The 14,010-nt window shown below is 64.8% G+C and carries 14 protein-coding genes and 1 pseudogene; 13 read left to right on the forward strand and 2 right to left on the reverse strand.

Annotated elements, in window-relative coordinates; all coding sequences use genetic code 11:
* Positions 1–89 precede the first annotated feature (89 nt).
* Entirely contained in the window at positions 90–893 is an 804-nt protein-coding gene (locus HAP48_RS14000; RefSeq protein ID WP_166213309.1) for an SDR family NAD(P)-dependent oxidoreductase, read from the reverse strand.
* Between the two features lie 124 nt (positions 894–1,017).
* Between HAP48_RS14000 and HAP48_RS14005 the strand changes: the two are divergent.
* The 4 genes and pseudogenes from HAP48_RS14005 (at position 1,018) to HAP48_RS14020 (ending at position 3,832) form a co-directional block, all read left to right on the forward strand.
* A pseudogene (locus HAP48_RS14005) lies at positions 1,018–1,968 on the forward strand (GlxA family transcriptional regulator).
* Between the two features lie 255 nt (positions 1,969–2,223).
* On the forward strand, positions 2,224–2,694 hold the full coding sequence (rplU, locus tag HAP48_RS14010; protein ID WP_166213308.1) for a 50S ribosomal protein L21: 471 nt from the start codon (positions 2,224–2,226) through the stop codon (positions 2,692–2,694).
* A gap of 102 nt (positions 2,695–2,796) precedes the next feature.
* Positions 2,797–3,066, forward strand: coding sequence for a 50S ribosomal protein L27 (gene rpmA / locus HAP48_RS14015; protein ID WP_029081359.1), 270 nt, complete (start codon positions 2,797–2,799; stop codon positions 3,064–3,066).
* A gap of 169 nt (positions 3,067–3,235) precedes the next feature.
* Complete coding sequence (locus HAP48_RS14020; protein WP_166213307.1) at positions 3,236–3,832, forward strand: GNAT family N-acetyltransferase; 597 nt, start codon at positions 3,236–3,238, stop codon at positions 3,830–3,832.
* 99 nt (positions 3,833–3,931) lie between these two features.
* Here the strand turns inward: HAP48_RS14020 and HAP48_RS14025 are convergent, their stop codons facing one another.
* The gene (locus tag HAP48_RS14025; protein ID WP_166213306.1) at positions 3,932–4,846 is read right to left on the reverse strand and encodes a DMT family transporter; all 915 of its coding nucleotides are present in this window, start codon (positions 4,844–4,846) and stop codon (positions 3,932–3,934) included.
* Between the two features lie 227 nt (positions 4,847–5,073).
* Here HAP48_RS14025 and HAP48_RS14030 point away from each other — a divergent pair, with 227 nt between their 5' ends.
* From HAP48_RS14030 to HAP48_RS14070, 9 genes are all read left to right on the forward strand, one after another.
* Positions 5,074–5,553 (forward strand): MaoC family dehydratase, encoded by a 480-nt coding sequence (locus tag HAP48_RS14030; protein WP_166213305.1) that lies wholly within the window; start codon positions 5,074–5,076, stop codon positions 5,551–5,553.
* Between the two features lie 156 nt (positions 5,554–5,709).
* Positions 5,710–6,759 (forward strand): GTPase ObgE, encoded by a 1,050-nt coding sequence (obgE, locus tag HAP48_RS14035; protein WP_166213304.1) that lies wholly within the window; start codon positions 5,710–5,712, stop codon positions 6,757–6,759.
* Positions 6,760–6,827: 68 nt separating this feature from the next.
* Positions 6,828–7,970, forward strand: a complete 1,143-nt coding sequence (gene proB / locus HAP48_RS14040; RefSeq protein ID WP_166213303.1) for a glutamate 5-kinase — start codon at positions 6,828–6,830, stop codon at positions 7,968–7,970.
* Between the two features lie 111 nt (positions 7,971–8,081).
* Entirely contained in the window at positions 8,082–9,374 is a 1,293-nt protein-coding gene (locus HAP48_RS14045; RefSeq protein ID WP_166213302.1) for a glutamate-5-semialdehyde dehydrogenase, read from the forward strand.
* Positions 9,375–9,419: 45 nt separating this feature from the next.
* Positions 9,420–10,043: a nicotinate-nucleotide adenylyltransferase gene (locus HAP48_RS14050; RefSeq protein ID WP_166307839.1), complete on the forward strand. Its 624-nt coding sequence runs from the start codon at positions 9,420–9,422 to the stop codon at positions 10,041–10,043.
* Between the two features lie 186 nt (positions 10,044–10,229).
* The gene (gene rsfS / locus HAP48_RS14055) at positions 10,230–10,598 is read left to right on the forward strand and encodes a ribosome silencing factor (protein ID WP_029081351.1); all 369 of its coding nucleotides are present in this window, start codon (positions 10,230–10,232) and stop codon (positions 10,596–10,598) included.
* A 50-nt stretch (positions 10,599–10,648) separates the two neighbouring features.
* Entirely contained in the window at positions 10,649–11,131 is a 483-nt protein-coding gene (rlmH, locus tag HAP48_RS14060; protein ID WP_166213301.1) for a 23S rRNA (pseudouridine(1915)-N(3))-methyltransferase RlmH, read from the forward strand.
* 40 nt (positions 11,132–11,171) lie between these two features.
* Positions 11,172–12,578, forward strand: coding sequence for a murein hydrolase activator EnvC family protein (locus tag HAP48_RS14065; protein ID WP_166213300.1), 1,407 nt, complete (start codon positions 11,172–11,174; stop codon positions 12,576–12,578).
* On the forward strand, positions 12,575–13,942 hold the full coding sequence (locus HAP48_RS14070; RefSeq protein ID WP_166213299.1) for a S41 family peptidase: 1,368 nt from the start codon (positions 12,575–12,577) through the stop codon (positions 13,940–13,942). The genes HAP48_RS14065 and HAP48_RS14070 overlap by 4 nt, the downstream gene beginning before the upstream one ends.
* Positions 13,943–14,010: the final 68 nt, after the last annotated feature.

Raw genomic sequence — 14,010 nt, forward strand, 5'->3', positions numbered from 1 at the left:
CTTGAGGTTCCCAGCACTAACGACCGGGAACTCAAATGGTTGCTTCCCGCGCGGCGCTTTGGCCGGCGCGGGAGGCAATTCGCAAGGCGTCAGGCTGCCTTGACGCCGTAGCGCGCCGCAGGCGTGCTGCGGGACAGGTTCGGCATCAGCTTCTGACGGGCGGCCTCATAGGCTTGCCAGTCGGCAACCTCGGGCAACGACGGCACGGTGATGACTTCGCCTTGATCGAGCCCGGCCAGCGCGGCATCGACCATGTCCTCCGCCTTCATCACAATCTGGCTGGGCAGATGCTCGACCGGCGTGCCGGCCACGTCCCAGAACTCAGTCGCCGTGGCGCCCGGCAGCACCGCCTGGACCCGGATGTTCTTGTCCTTCAGCTCATGCTGCAGCGACTGGGTCAGCGCCAGCACAAAGGCCTTGCTGCCGCCGTAGACGCCGTTGAGCATTTCGGGCGCGACGCCGACGACCGAGGCGATGTTGACGATGGTGCCGCTGCCACGCGCGACCAATCCCGGCACCGCCGCATAGGTCAGGCGCATCAGCGCGTCGACATTGAGCGCGATCAGGTCGCTCATCTTGTCGACATCGGATGCGAGCAGCGGCGCGGTGGCACCGACGCCGGCGTTGTTCACCAGCACGCTGATGCCGGCATTGCTGCGCAGAATGGATTCGATCCGTGCAACGTCACCGCGCTTGGCGAGGTCGGCGGCAACGATCTCGATCGATCGGCCTGTCTCCGCCGACAGACGCCTGGCGAGCCCATCGAGGCGCTCACGGTTGCGTGCGACGAGGATCAGATCGTAGCCACGCCGTGCGAGCCGGTCCGCATAGATGGCACCGATTCCGGACGACGCACCGGTAACGAGCGCCGTTCCCTTGGCTGACTTGGTCATGTTGGTCTCCTGTTTGACCTGGACGGCCGGACTTGGCCGCTGCTCAGGTTCTACAGGCCCCCTTGCATGTCTCAAATGTCATATATACACCTTTTTAGGACACAGATTCCCGTCGGAGGGTTCTATGCAGGAGATCGGCTTCGTCGTCTTCCCGGAGTTTCAGGTGATGGGGTTTGCCGCCATCACCGCCTTCGAGGTTGCCAATTTGATCGCAGGCGAACGCTTCTATGAGGTCACGCTGCTGTCGGAGCACGGTGGCCCGGTGCGATCCTCTGCCGGCTTCAATGTCGAAACGGAAGCCTTTGGCGATCGCAGCTTCGACACGCTGTTCATTGGCGCCGGCCATGAGCTTCATCCGGCGTCGCCAAAATTGACCGACTACATTCGCCACGCCATGACGGCATCGCAGCGCATCGCCGCGCCTTGCATCGGCGCTTTTTCACTGGCTGAGGCAGGCCTGCTCGATGGCCGGCGCGTTTCCACGCACTGGCAATTTGCCGCAGAATTGCAGGCACGATTTCCCAGGCTCAAGGTCGACTAGGACCGCATCTACATCGTCGACGGGCCGATCTGGACCTCGGCCGGCATGACCGCGACGATCGACCTGGCGCTGGCGATGGTCGAGCATGATCTCGGCATCGAGGTCGCGCGCTCGGTGGCGCGCAAGCTTGTCGTCTATCACCGCCGCACCGGCGGCCAGTCGCAGTTTTCAGCGCTGCTCGAGCTCGAGCCGAAATCCGACCGCATCCAGAACGCGCTGAACTATGCCAAGGCTCACCTGCGCAACGAACTCTCGGTGGAGGAGCTCGCCGAGATCGCACGGCTCAGCCCGCGCCAGTTCAGCCGCGCGTTCCGCGCCGAGACCGGGCAGTCGCCCGCCAAGGCGATCGAGCAGCTCCGGGTCGAGGCTGCCCGAGAATTGATCGGCGACGGCCGCCATTCGATGGACGAAATCGCCGGCGAAACCGGCTTTGCCGACCGCGAACGGATGCGGCGGGCGTTCCTGCGGGTGCTGGGCCAGCCGCCGCAGACCATCCGCCGGCACGCCAGGGCCGCCGCCCAGACCGCGGCTTGAGGCCAATCTGGGCCAAAATCACGCCAAACCCTTCATTTTTGGCCGGTTTTTGCCCCGCTTTACCTTGACTCTCGGTCGTATGCGGCTATAAGTCCGCGCATCCGGCGCGGGGATTTTCTCGCGCCGATCGTTTTTGTGCGATCCAGTTTGGGAATTCATTCCCTTCGCGCGAAACACATAACCCATAGCGACTGAACAAAAAGCCGACCCGGGCTAACCGTCCGAGGCCGGAACCGAACACGAAGGAATCAAACGATGTTCGCAGTCATCAAAACCGGCGGCCGGCAGTACCGTGTCGTTCCGAATGATGTACTCGAGATTGGCAAGATCGCCGGCGATGTCGGCACGATCGTGCAGCTAGGCGAAGTTCTGGTGCTCGGCGGTGACACGCCGGTGCTGGGAACGCCCACCGTGGCAGGCGCCACCGTTGCGGCCGAAGTGCTGCAGCACAAGCGCGGCGCCAAGGTGATCGCGTTCAAGAAGCGTCGCCGCAAGAATTCACGCCGCAAGCGCGGCTATCGCGACGAGCTCACGGTGCTTCGCATCACCGAGATCCTCGCCGATAACGCCCAGCCGACCGTCGGCCCGCGGCCGAAGAAGGAAAAGGTCGCAGCGCCCGCCGATGATGGCGAGGACGCAGCACCGAAGGCGGCCAAGAAGAAGGCGCCCGCAAAGGCGCCGGCCGCAAAGAAGGCTCCGGCCAAGAAGGCCGCGGCCAAGAGCTAACAAGAAGTGATCGTCGCGCTTTCAGATTTGAAGCGTGACAAAACGTGAAATGATTCCGTCAAGGAATTGATCTAGAGATCAAAGCGAAGTCGGAGACGAGCTATGGCTCATAAAAAAGCAGGCGGTTCATCGCGTAACGGACGTGATTCCAAGGGCAAGCGCCTTGGCGTCAAGGCGTTCGGTGGCGAGCGCGTGATCCCCGGAAACATCATCGCGCGTCAGCGCGGCACCACCTGGCATCCTGGCCTTAATGTCGGCATGGGCACCGACCATACTCTCTTCGCCAAGATCGAGGGTCATGTCGAGTTCCGTGCCAAAGCCAACGGCCGCACATTCGTATCGGTTATTCCGATGGCGGAGGCGGCCGAGTAGACGGTGGACACACATGAGTCCGCCGGGTCCTGTTGAACCGGCGGAGTCGCAAAGGGCTCCAAGGGGAGGCGGGATGACCGGCCTCCCCTTTTCGTTGCGCGCGTTCCGGTTCGACCGCGCGTGACGTTCCAAGCGTTGCGTACCGATTGTCGCATCACAGGAGCTCGACATGTTGCAGGACATCCCGACGCCGACCTTGCGCGAGGCAAGAGCATGCGTCCTCGAGACCGAACGGCTGACATTGCGCAAGCCGACGCTCGCGGACGTAAAAGCAATTGCACGCCTCGCCGACGACCGCCGCATCGCGGAGAACACCCGCCGCCTGCCGCATCCCTATACCCAGGACGACGCCATCGACTTCGTGCGCGCACTCGGCGCGGGCGGGCGCGAGACCGTCTTCCTGATCGAGAACAATCACACGCCGATCGGCATGGTCGGCATCGACTGGCGCGAGGAGACCGCGGCCGAACTCGGCTACTGGCTCGGCGTCGACCATTGGGGCCAGGGCTTTGGCACCGAGGCTGCGCGCGCGGTGATCGACTACTTCTTCGAGGAATTCGATCTCGACCAGCTGATCGCGGGCGCCCGCGTCGTCAACCCGTCGTCGCGCAACATCCTGGAGAAGTGCGGCTTCCAGTGGAGCGGCGTCGAGCTGCATCGCTTCGAGGCACTGGGCTCATCGAGCCCGGTGGATGCCTTCCGGCTGTCGCGCGGCGTCTGGGCCTCGCTGAAGAGCTGGAATAGTTCGACCCGGCGGCACGGATAAATCGCGTCATTGCGAGGAGCGAAGCGACGAAGCAATCCATTTCACCGCTCGCGGCAGGGTGGATTGCTTCGCTTCGCTCGCAATGACGGCCGTGCGATTTCATGCCGGCGGATTCACCGAAGAGTCTCCGCGTCCGAGCTGTTGCTCACGCACGAAGATGTAGAGGCCGGCCGCGATGATGATCGCGGCGCCGACGATGGTGGCCCAGGACGGCACGTCGCCGAACACCACGAAGCCGAAGATCACCGCCCAGACGATCATCGAATATTGGTAAGGCACCACCACGCTCGCCGGTGCGAGCTTCAGCGAACGATTGACGCACAATAGCGCCGCGACCGAAATGATGCCGGCGGTGAAGAACAGCACGAGACTGCCGGCGCTCGGCGTCACCCAGCCGAACGGCGAGAGCACCGCGCCCAGGATGAACGTGCCGCCGAATTGCGATGTCGCGAGCACGATATCGGGCGTCGCGCGCAGCGAGCGCGTGATCAGCATCAGCACCGCAAACGACAGGCTGCCGCCAAGCGCGATCATCGCCGGCCAGCTGATCGTCTGCGCCGATGGCCGCAGCGCGATCAACACCCCGCAAAAGCCGACCAGGATCGCGGTCCAGCGCCGCCAGCCGATATGCTCGCCGAGCACGAGGCCGGACATCGCGGTGACGAAGATCGGCCCGGCCAGATAGTAGGTGATGACGTCGGCGAGCGGCAGATAGACGGTCGCCAGGAAGAACGCGGCGACCTCCAGCGTCGACAGCGTGACACGCAGCAATTGCAGCCACGGCCGCTCCAGATGCAGGAAATCAGCCCGCCGCTGCCACACGATCGGCAGCAGCACGAGCAGCGCCGCGCAGGCACGCAGCCACAGCAATTGCCCGACCGAATAGGTGGCGACGATGAATTTGCCCATCGCGTCGCCGAACGAAAACATGAAGATCGACAGCAGCATCAATCCGATGCCGGCGAGCCGCGCCGATCGATCGTCATAGGAGGACAGTTTTGCGAACAGGCTCATGAATAGACTTGCGTTCCTTCGTCATGGCCGGGCCTAGCCGTTCGAAGAACGGCGTCGCTTCCGCTCGCCTACGCCCGGCCATCCACGTCTTCGCTCCGAGTCGCCCGGTTTTAAAGACGTGGATGCCCGGGACAAGCCCGGGCATGACGAATTGAACGGATTGCCGCACCTGTATCGCTGCGATACCGGTAGCTCACACCGGTAACAAAAAGAGCAGGAAACGCCGCATGAGCGAATTCGACCCCACCCAGCATCGCATGGTCCCCGCGCAGCGCTGGTTCGAGGATTTCGTGCTCGGCGAGCGCTTCGTGATTCCGAGCCGGACCCAGACCTCGGCGGTGTTCGCGGCGTTCCAGACCGCCAGCGGTGACACCCATCCGATCCATTACGACGTCGAATATTGCCGCACGCGCGGCATGCCTGACCTGCTCGCCCATGGCTTCCAGACCCTGGTGCACACCGCGCCCGGCGCGGGCCTGTTCCCCTATGTCGTGGAGGAGTCGCTGGTCGGCTTCCTGGAACAGTCGAGCAAGTTCCTGAAACCTGTCTATGCCGGCGACACCATCTACCCGGCGCTGGAGGTGATCGAGCTCGTCCCGGGCCGGACCACCGGCGTCGTGACGCTGCGCTCGACCGTGCATAATCAGCGCCGCGAGCTGGTGCTTGAAGGAATGCAGAAATTCCTGGTGCGGCGAAGGCCGGCATAGAGCATGATCCGGAAAAGTGTGAAGCGGTTTTCCGAGAAGATCGTGCTCAAACAACAAGCCGGGGCCGCAAAAAGGCCCGAAAATTAAGGCTTTTCGCCGAAGTCAGGGCCTTTCCGGGTTGCCGCAGCGGCCCCCCTGCCCTAACTAGAGCAGATCATGAAATTCCTCGATGAAGCAAAAGTCTATATTCGCTCGGGCGACGGCGGCAATGGCTGCGTCGCGTTCCGGCGCGAGAAGTTCATCGAGTTCGGCGGTCCCTCCGGCGGCAATGGCGGCCGCGGCGGCGATGTCATCATCGAGTCCGTCTCTGGGCTGAACACGCTGATCGACTACCGCTACCAGCAGCACTTCAAGGCGCCAAAAGGCACCAATGGCATGGGCAAGGACCGCCATGGCGCCAACGGCAAGTCGATCATGCTGAAAGTGCCGGTCGGCACCCAGGTGTTCGACGAAGACCGCGAGACGCTGCTGCACGACTTCACCGAGCTCGGCGAGAAATTCGTGCTGGCTGAAGGCGGCAATGGCGGCTTCGGCAACGCGCATTTCAAATCTTCCACCAACCGCACGCCGCGCAACGCCAATCCCGGTGCGCCGGGCGAGGAACGCTGGATCTGGCTGCGGCTGAAGCTGATCGCCGACGCCGGCCTGGTCGGCCTGCCCAACGCCGGCAAATCGACCTTCCTGTCGGTGGTCAGCGCGGCGCGGCCGAAGATCGCCGACTATCCCTTCACCACGCTGCATCCGCAGCTCGGTGTGGTGAATTACGGCGGCCGTGAATTCGTGCTCGCCGACATCCCCGGCCTGATCGAAGGCGCGCACGAGGGCGCGGGCCTCGGCGACCGCTTCCTCGGCCATGTCGAGCGCTGCCGCGTGCTGCTGCATCTGGTCGATGCAACCTGCGAGCATGCCGGCAAGGCCTACAAGACGGTGCGCACCGAGCTCGAAGCCTATGATGGCCAGCTCGCCGACAAGATCGAGATCGTCGCGCTCAACAAGATCGACGCGGTCGCGCCCGACGAGCTGAAGAAGCAGAAGGACCGCCTCAAGCGGGCCGCGAAGAAGACGCCGTTGCTGCTGTCAGGCGTGACCGGCGAAGGCGTGCAGGACGCGCTGCGCACGCTGGTCGACGTGATCGGTGAGGCGCCGGTATCCAACAAGGCCAAGGCTCAGGCGGAGCCGTGGGCGACGCCGCTGCCGCAGGGTTGAACGGCACCTCGATTTCCCCAGCCACCTCGTGGCGCATATTGCTTCCATCTTCCTGCCAGACCGCACCCATGAAACGCCCCGCGCTCAAGAACTTTCGCCGCATCGTCGTCAAGGTCGGCTCATCGCTGCTGGTCGACTCGCAGGCCGGTGAGGTGCGGGCGTCCTGGCTCGCCGCGCTGGTCGACGACATCGCAAAGCTGCACAAGGGCGGCCGCGAGATCATGGTGGTGTCGTCGGGCTCGATCGCGCTCGGCCGCAGCCGCCTGAAGCTGCCGCGCGGACCGCTGAAGCTCGAGGAGAGCCAGGCGGCCGCGGCGGTCGGCCAGATCGCGCTGGCGCGGATCTGGTCGGAGGTGCTCGGCCATCACGATATCGGCGCCGGGCAGATCCTCGTGACGCTGCAGGACACCGAGGAACGCCGCCGCTATCTCAACGCGCGCTCGACCATCGCAAAGCTGCTCGAATGGCGCGCGGTGCCCGTGATCAACGAGAACGACACGGTCGCGACCACCGAAATCCGCTACGGCGACAATGACCGCCTCGCCGCCCGCGTCGCCACCATGACCAGCGCCGATCTGTTGATCCTGCTGTCCGACATCGACGGCCTCTACACCGCGCCGCCCGCGGTCGATCCCGACGCGAAGCTGATCCCGGTGGTCGAGAGCATCACCTCGGAGATCGAGGCGATGGCGGGCTCGGCCGGGTCCGAACTGTCGCGCGGCGGCATGACGACCAAGATCGAAGCCGCGAAGATCGCGACCACCGCCGGCACCCACATGTTGATCGCTTCCGGCAAGATCGAGCACCCATTGCAGGCGATCGCCGACGGCGGCCGCTGCACCTGGTTCCTGACCCCGGCCAATCCGGTCACCGCGCGCAAGCGCTGGATCGCCGGCTCGCTCGAGCCGAAGGGCACGCTGACCATCGATGCCGGCGCGGTCGCGGCGCTGCGCGCCGGCAAGAGCCTGCTGCCGGCCGGCGTGATCAGGGTCGACGGCCAGTTCGCCCGCGGCGATGCCGTGGTGGTGCGCGGGCCCGACACCCATGAGATCGGCCGCGGCCTGGTCGCCTACGACGCCGAGAACGCCGAGAAGATCAAGGGCCGCTCCTCGCCCGACGTGATGGCGATTCTGGGCATCAGCGGCCGGTCCGAGATGATCCATCGCGACGACCTGGTGATCGGCCCGGCGGGGGCGATCCCGGCCAAATAGGTCATTGGCCGACGGGGGCGGCCTCCCGCCCACCTGCCATGCCGGTTCCGTGCCTCGCCAACCCATCAATTGCCATGCTAGAACATGGCCTTAATCCAAGCTGGGATTTCCATGAGCGCGCCCCTGAAGGCGATCGACGGCAACGCCGATCTCGCCGCCCTGATGACCGACCTCGCCGCCAAGGCGCGCGCTGCCGCGCGCGTGCTGGCGCTGGCGCCGCCGGAGCAGAAGGACCGGGCGCTCGCCGCGATCGAGCGCGCGATCCGCGGCAACGCGCCGGCCATTCTCGCCGCCAATGCCGAAGATGTCGCCGAGGCGCGGGCTGCCGGCATGACCTCTGCCTTCGTTGACCGCCTGACACTGACGCAGGCGCGCGTCGCCGGCATGGCCGATGGCGTAGCCACCGTGCGCGAAATTATTGATCCGGTCGGCGCCGTCACCGAAAGCTGGCAGCGTCCGAACGGCATGACCATCGAGCGCGTCCGGGTGCCGCTCGGCGTGATCGGCGTGATCTTCGAAAGCCGCCCCAACGTCGCCGCCGACGCCGGCGTGCTTTGCCTGAAGTCCGGTAACGCCGTGATCCTGCGCGGCGGCTCCGACAGTTTCCGCTCCTGCCGCGCGATCCATGATTGTCTGGTGCAGGGCCTGCGTGAAGCCGGCCTGCCTGAGGCCGCGATTACCTTGGTGCCGACCCGTGACCGTACGGCTGTCGGCCTGATGCTGACGGGATTGAACGGTGGCATCGACGTGATCGTGCCGCGCGGCGGCAAGAGCCTGGTCGCACGCGTCGAGGCGGAAGCACGCGTTCCGGTGTTCGCGCATCTCGAGGGCGTCAACCACATTTATGTCGATGCCAGCGCCAGGCTCGATATGGCCAAGGCGGTCGTGCTGAACGCCAAGATGCGCCGTCCCGGCGTCTGCGGCGCCGTCGAAACCCTGCTGGTCGATCGCAAGGCCGCCGCGACGAAGCTGAAACCGCTGGTCGAGTTGCTGATCGATGCCGGTTGCGAGGTGCGCGGCGACACCTTCGTGCAAGGCGCCGATGCCAGGGTGAAGCCCGCGTCCGACGAGGACTGGGACACCGAATATGAGGACGCGATCATCTCGGCGAAGATCGTTGACGACCTCGATGAAGCGATTGCGCATATTCAAAATCACGGCTCGCATCACACCGATGCGATCGTGACGGAGGATGCCGCTGCCGCGCAAAAATTTCTCAACGAGGTCGATTCGGCAATCGTGCTGCACAACGCCTCGACCCAGTTCGCCGACGGCGGCGAGTTCGGTTTCGGCGCGGAGATCGGGATTGCCACCGGCAAATTCCACGCCCGCGGCCCGGTCGGCGCCGAGCAGCTGACGAGCTTCAAGTACCGCGTCCACGGCACCGGGCAGACACGGCCGTGACCATTGTCGCACGCGCACGGTAGACCATTGCAGCAAGCCCCGACCGTGCCGCACTCCGCAGCCCAGGCGCTTCCGTTCTATACCAACGGCATGCGCATCGGGCTGCTCGGCGGCTCGTTCAATCCGCCGCACGCCGCGCATCGCGCCATCAGTCAGTTCGCGCTCAAGCGATTGCAGCTCGACCGCGTGTGGTGGCTGCTGACGCCGGGCAATCCGCTGAAGAACCATGATGGATTGCACGCGCTCGCCGAGCGCGCCGCGGCCGCGCGCCGCGTTGCCGACGATCCGCGCATCGACATCAGCTGTCTCGAAGCTGTCATTGGTGTCCGCTACACTGTCGACACGATCATCCACTTGCGCCGCCGTGTCTCCGGCGTGCACTTCGTCTGGATCATGGGCGCTGACAATCTCGCGCAATTTCATCGCTGGAAAGATTGGCGGCGCATCGCCTCCGACGTGCCGATTGCCGTGATCGACCGACCGCCCCAAAGCTTCCGCGCCCTTGCCGCACCGGCGGCGCAGGCGCTCATGCGCTATCGCTTGCCCGAAAATCAGGCGACCCGGCTGGCCGATCAGCAGGCCCCGGCCTGGGTGTTCCTGACAGGAATGAAATCCAATCTGTCTTCGACCGGACTCCGGAACCCGGATGGGAGCTGGAGGACGGCGTGAAGCGCAAAAGGGTTACTGGAATATTGAAACCATTAACCCCACATGCGTAATATGGTGCGTGGGGCCGAGGATTCGGCACCCGCGATACAGTGAAAGGAATGGTCCCTGGCCACATCTGTATTGTCCAAGTCTGTTTTACCCAAGGTTCCAAAGACTGCGCGTAAAACATCGACGAAAACCGCGGCCTTGCAGGCGCAACCGGATGCCGACAAACCGGATGCCAACAAGACGCTGAGCCTGATCCTCTCCCGCCTCGAGGATATGAAGGCGGAAGAGACGGTCACCATCGACCTTCGCGGCAAATCCGCATATTCCGACTACATGATCGTCACCACCGGCCGGGTGAACCGGCACGTCGGTGCGATCGCGGAAAATGTGACCAAGGGCCTGAAGGAAAACGGGGTCAAGAGCATCCATGTCGAGGGCATGCCCAATTGCGACTGGGTGCTGATCGATTCCGGCGACGTGATCGTGCACGTGTTCAGACCCGAGGTGCGTGAGTTCTACAATCTCGAGCGGTTGTGGACTCAGAACCCGGCGGTCGCGGCGGTCTAAGGGGTGTCGAAGCCGATGCGAATCGGCTGCAGCGCAGCTAGTCTGCGTTGATGCGCCTCGTCGTCATCTGCATCGGCCGCCTGAAACAGGGCCCGGAACGGGAGCTCGCCGAGCGTTATCGCGAGCGCTTCGAGGATATCGGCCGCAAGCTCGGCTTTCGCGGCCTCGACATTCATGAGATTGCGGAGAGCCGCGCGCGTGACACGCCCGCGCGCATCGCCGAAGAGGCCACGGCGATCTCGGCTTTGCTGCCTGACAAGCACGCGCTGGTGGCGCTCGATGAGCGCGGCAAGAGCATCGACAGCGCAAGCTTTGCCCAGCAGCTCGGCCGCTGGCGCGACGAGGGATTGGCGCATACTGTCTTCGTGATCGGCGGCGCCGACGGACTTTCGCCCGAATTGCAGCGCAAGGCTTCGTTGCGTATTGCATTCGGCTCCGCGACCTGGCCGCACCAAATGGTCCGCGTCATGCTTCTGGAACAGATTTATCGGGCCGCAACCATTTTGGCCGGCCATCCCTATCACCGCGCCTGAGGCGCGGCGACGGACAGTCGAAAGCGCTGAACGCACTCGGATGCAGCACAAGCGGGACACAGCTTCGTATTTGGCTTCGTATTTCGGCACCGCGCGCCGCTTCTGGTTGCCGGCGTCGCTGCCGTTGTCGATCGCCATGTTCGCTGCGTATCCGCTGGCAGAGGCGCACGCGCAAGCGACACCTCCAGCGCAACAATCCGCGCCGCCGGCGCAGCAGGCCACCGCGGCGGAGACATCGCCCGATGCCATCAAGCAGCGCGAGCAGGAGCTCGAGGCCGCGCGCGAACAGCAGCGCAAGGCGACCGAACTGCAGGAGAAGCTGAAGGCCGACATCGCCGCGATCGGCCAGGACCGCAGCAAGCTCAATCAGCAGCTGATCGACATTGCCGGCCAGGTACGCGGCGTCGAGACGCGGATCGCGGACGCCGAGGCACGCTTGCAGGCGCTCGACGGCCGCGAGCGTGAAATCCGCGGCTCGCTGGATTCACGCCGCTCCGAGGTGATCGAGGTGCTGGCCGCGCTGCAGCGCGCCGGACGACGCACGCCGCCGGCGCTGCTGGTGCGGCCCGAGGACGCGCTGCAATCGCTGCGCACCGCGATGCTGCTCGGCGCCGTGGTGCCGGAGTTGCGCGTTCGCGCGGAGAAGCTTGCCGCCGACCTCGGCGAACTGGTGGCGCTGCGCAAGACGATCTCGACCGAGCGCGACGCGCTGGCGGGCGACCGCGACAAGCTCAGGGAAGACCAGACCCGCCTTGCGGCGCTGGTCGACGAACGGCAGCGTCAGCAGAGCGCGGCCGAAAAGGACATGGAGGCGGAAGGCGCCCGCGCTATTACGCTGTCCAAACAGGCCGACAATTTGCAGAGCCTGATCGCCAAGATGGAGCAGGATCTCAAGAGCGCGGCCAAGGCGGCGGCCACGGCCAGCCTCCAGGGGGCGCCCGCCACGGTTAACGGCAAGCCCAATCTGGGGGCCCTGAAGGACCCCGCCCGCCTGAGCCCGGCGGTCGCCTTTGCCTCGGCCAAGGGCCTGTTCTCCTATCCCGTGAATGGCACCAAGATTCGCGAATTTGGCGGTTCCGACGGCGCGGGCGGTGTACAAAAAGGCATTTCTTTGGCAGCCAAGCCGGGCGCGCAGGTCACAACCCCGTGTGACGGCTGGGTTGTTTACGCGGGTCCCTTCCGCAGCTATGGACAACTCTTGATCCTCAATGCCGGGGGCGGGTATCATGTCCTGATCGCCGGGATGGAGCGTATTTCGGTAAACATCGGCCAGTTTGTACTTACGGGGGAGCCGGTTGCGACCATGGGGTCGACGTCCCAAGTTGCATCCATTCTCGCGACCAATGCGAGCCAGCCAGTGCTCTATGTCGAGTTCCGGAAAGACGGCACTCCAATCGATCCAGGTCCATGGTGGGCCGCAAATGAAGGCGAAAAGGTTCGCGGATGATGCGCAAGACTTCGGTAATTCTCCTTAGCGCCGCCACCGGCGCGGCCCTGACGCTTTTCGTCACGCAGCCCCGCGCGGTGCTGATGGGATCGAGCGCGCGCGCCGCGACGTCGGACACCTACCGCCAGCTCAATTTGTTCGGCGACGTGTTCGAGCGGGTGCGCAGCGACTATGTCGAGAAGCCCGATGACTCCAAGCTCGTCGAATCCGCGATCTCGGGCATGCTGTCCGGCCTCGATCCGCACTCGAGCTACATGGATGCCAAGAGCTTCCGCGACATGCAGGTGCAGACCCGCGGCGAGTTCGGCGGCCTCGGCATCGAGGTCACGATGGAAGACGGGCTGATCAAGGTCGTCTCGCCGATCGACGACACCCCGGCCTCGAAGGCCGGCATCATGGCCAACGACATCATCACCAATCTCGACGACGAAGCGGTGCAGGGTCTCACCCTCAACCAGGCGGTCGAGAAGATGCGCGGTCCGGTCAACACCAAGATCAAGCTCAAGATCATCCGCAAGGGCCAGGACAATCCAATCGACGTTACGCTGGTGCGCGACAACATCCGCGTCCGCTCGGTGCGCGCGCGCGTCGAGGCCGACGACATCGCCTATATCCGCATCACCACCTTCAACGAGCAGACCACCGAAGGCCTGAAGAAGGAGGTCGCCAATCTGCAGGGCCAGATCGGCGACAAGCTGAAGGGCTACATCATCGACCTCAGAAACAACCCCGGCGGCCTGCTCGAGGAAGCGGTCACGGTGTCCGATTCGTTCCTGGAGCGTGGCGAGATCGTCTCGACCCGCGGCCGCAATGCCGAGGAAACCCAGCGCCGCGCCGCCCATCCGGGCGACCTCACCAAGGGTAAGCCGGTCATCGTGCTGATCAACGGCGGCTCGGCTTCGGCCTCCGAAATCGTCGCCGGCGCGCTGCAGGACCACAAGCGGGCGACGCTGGTCGGCACCCGCTCGTTCGGCAAGGGCTCGGTGCAGACCATCATCCCGCTCGGCTCGGGCAACGGCGCGCTGCGCTTGACCACCGCGCGCTACTACACGCCGTCGGGCAAGTCGATCCAGGCCAAGGGCATCGTGCCCGACATCGAGGTGCTGCAGGACGTGCCGGAAGAGCTGAAAGCGCGCACCGACACCAAGGGCGAGGCCTCGCTGCGCGGCCATCTGAAGAACGATGGCGACGAGAAGACCGGCTCGCAGTCCTATGTGCCGCCGGATGCCAAGGACGACAAGGCGCTGAAGATGGCCGACGACCTGCTGCACGGCATCAAGTCGACCTCCAGCGCGACGCCGGCGCCTGAGGCCGCGCGCGACAAGGCCGCGGTCGACAAGCCCGGCAACAAGGCCGCGAACTGATCTTTTCCATCGATCTGGCGCAAAGGGCGGCCCTCGGGCCGCCCTTTCTGCTTTCTGCACCTGTGCTT

Source organism: Bradyrhizobium septentrionale, from assembly GCF_011516645.4.
Classification (GTDB): domain Bacteria; phylum Pseudomonadota; class Alphaproteobacteria; order Rhizobiales; family Xanthobacteraceae; genus Bradyrhizobium; species Bradyrhizobium septentrionale.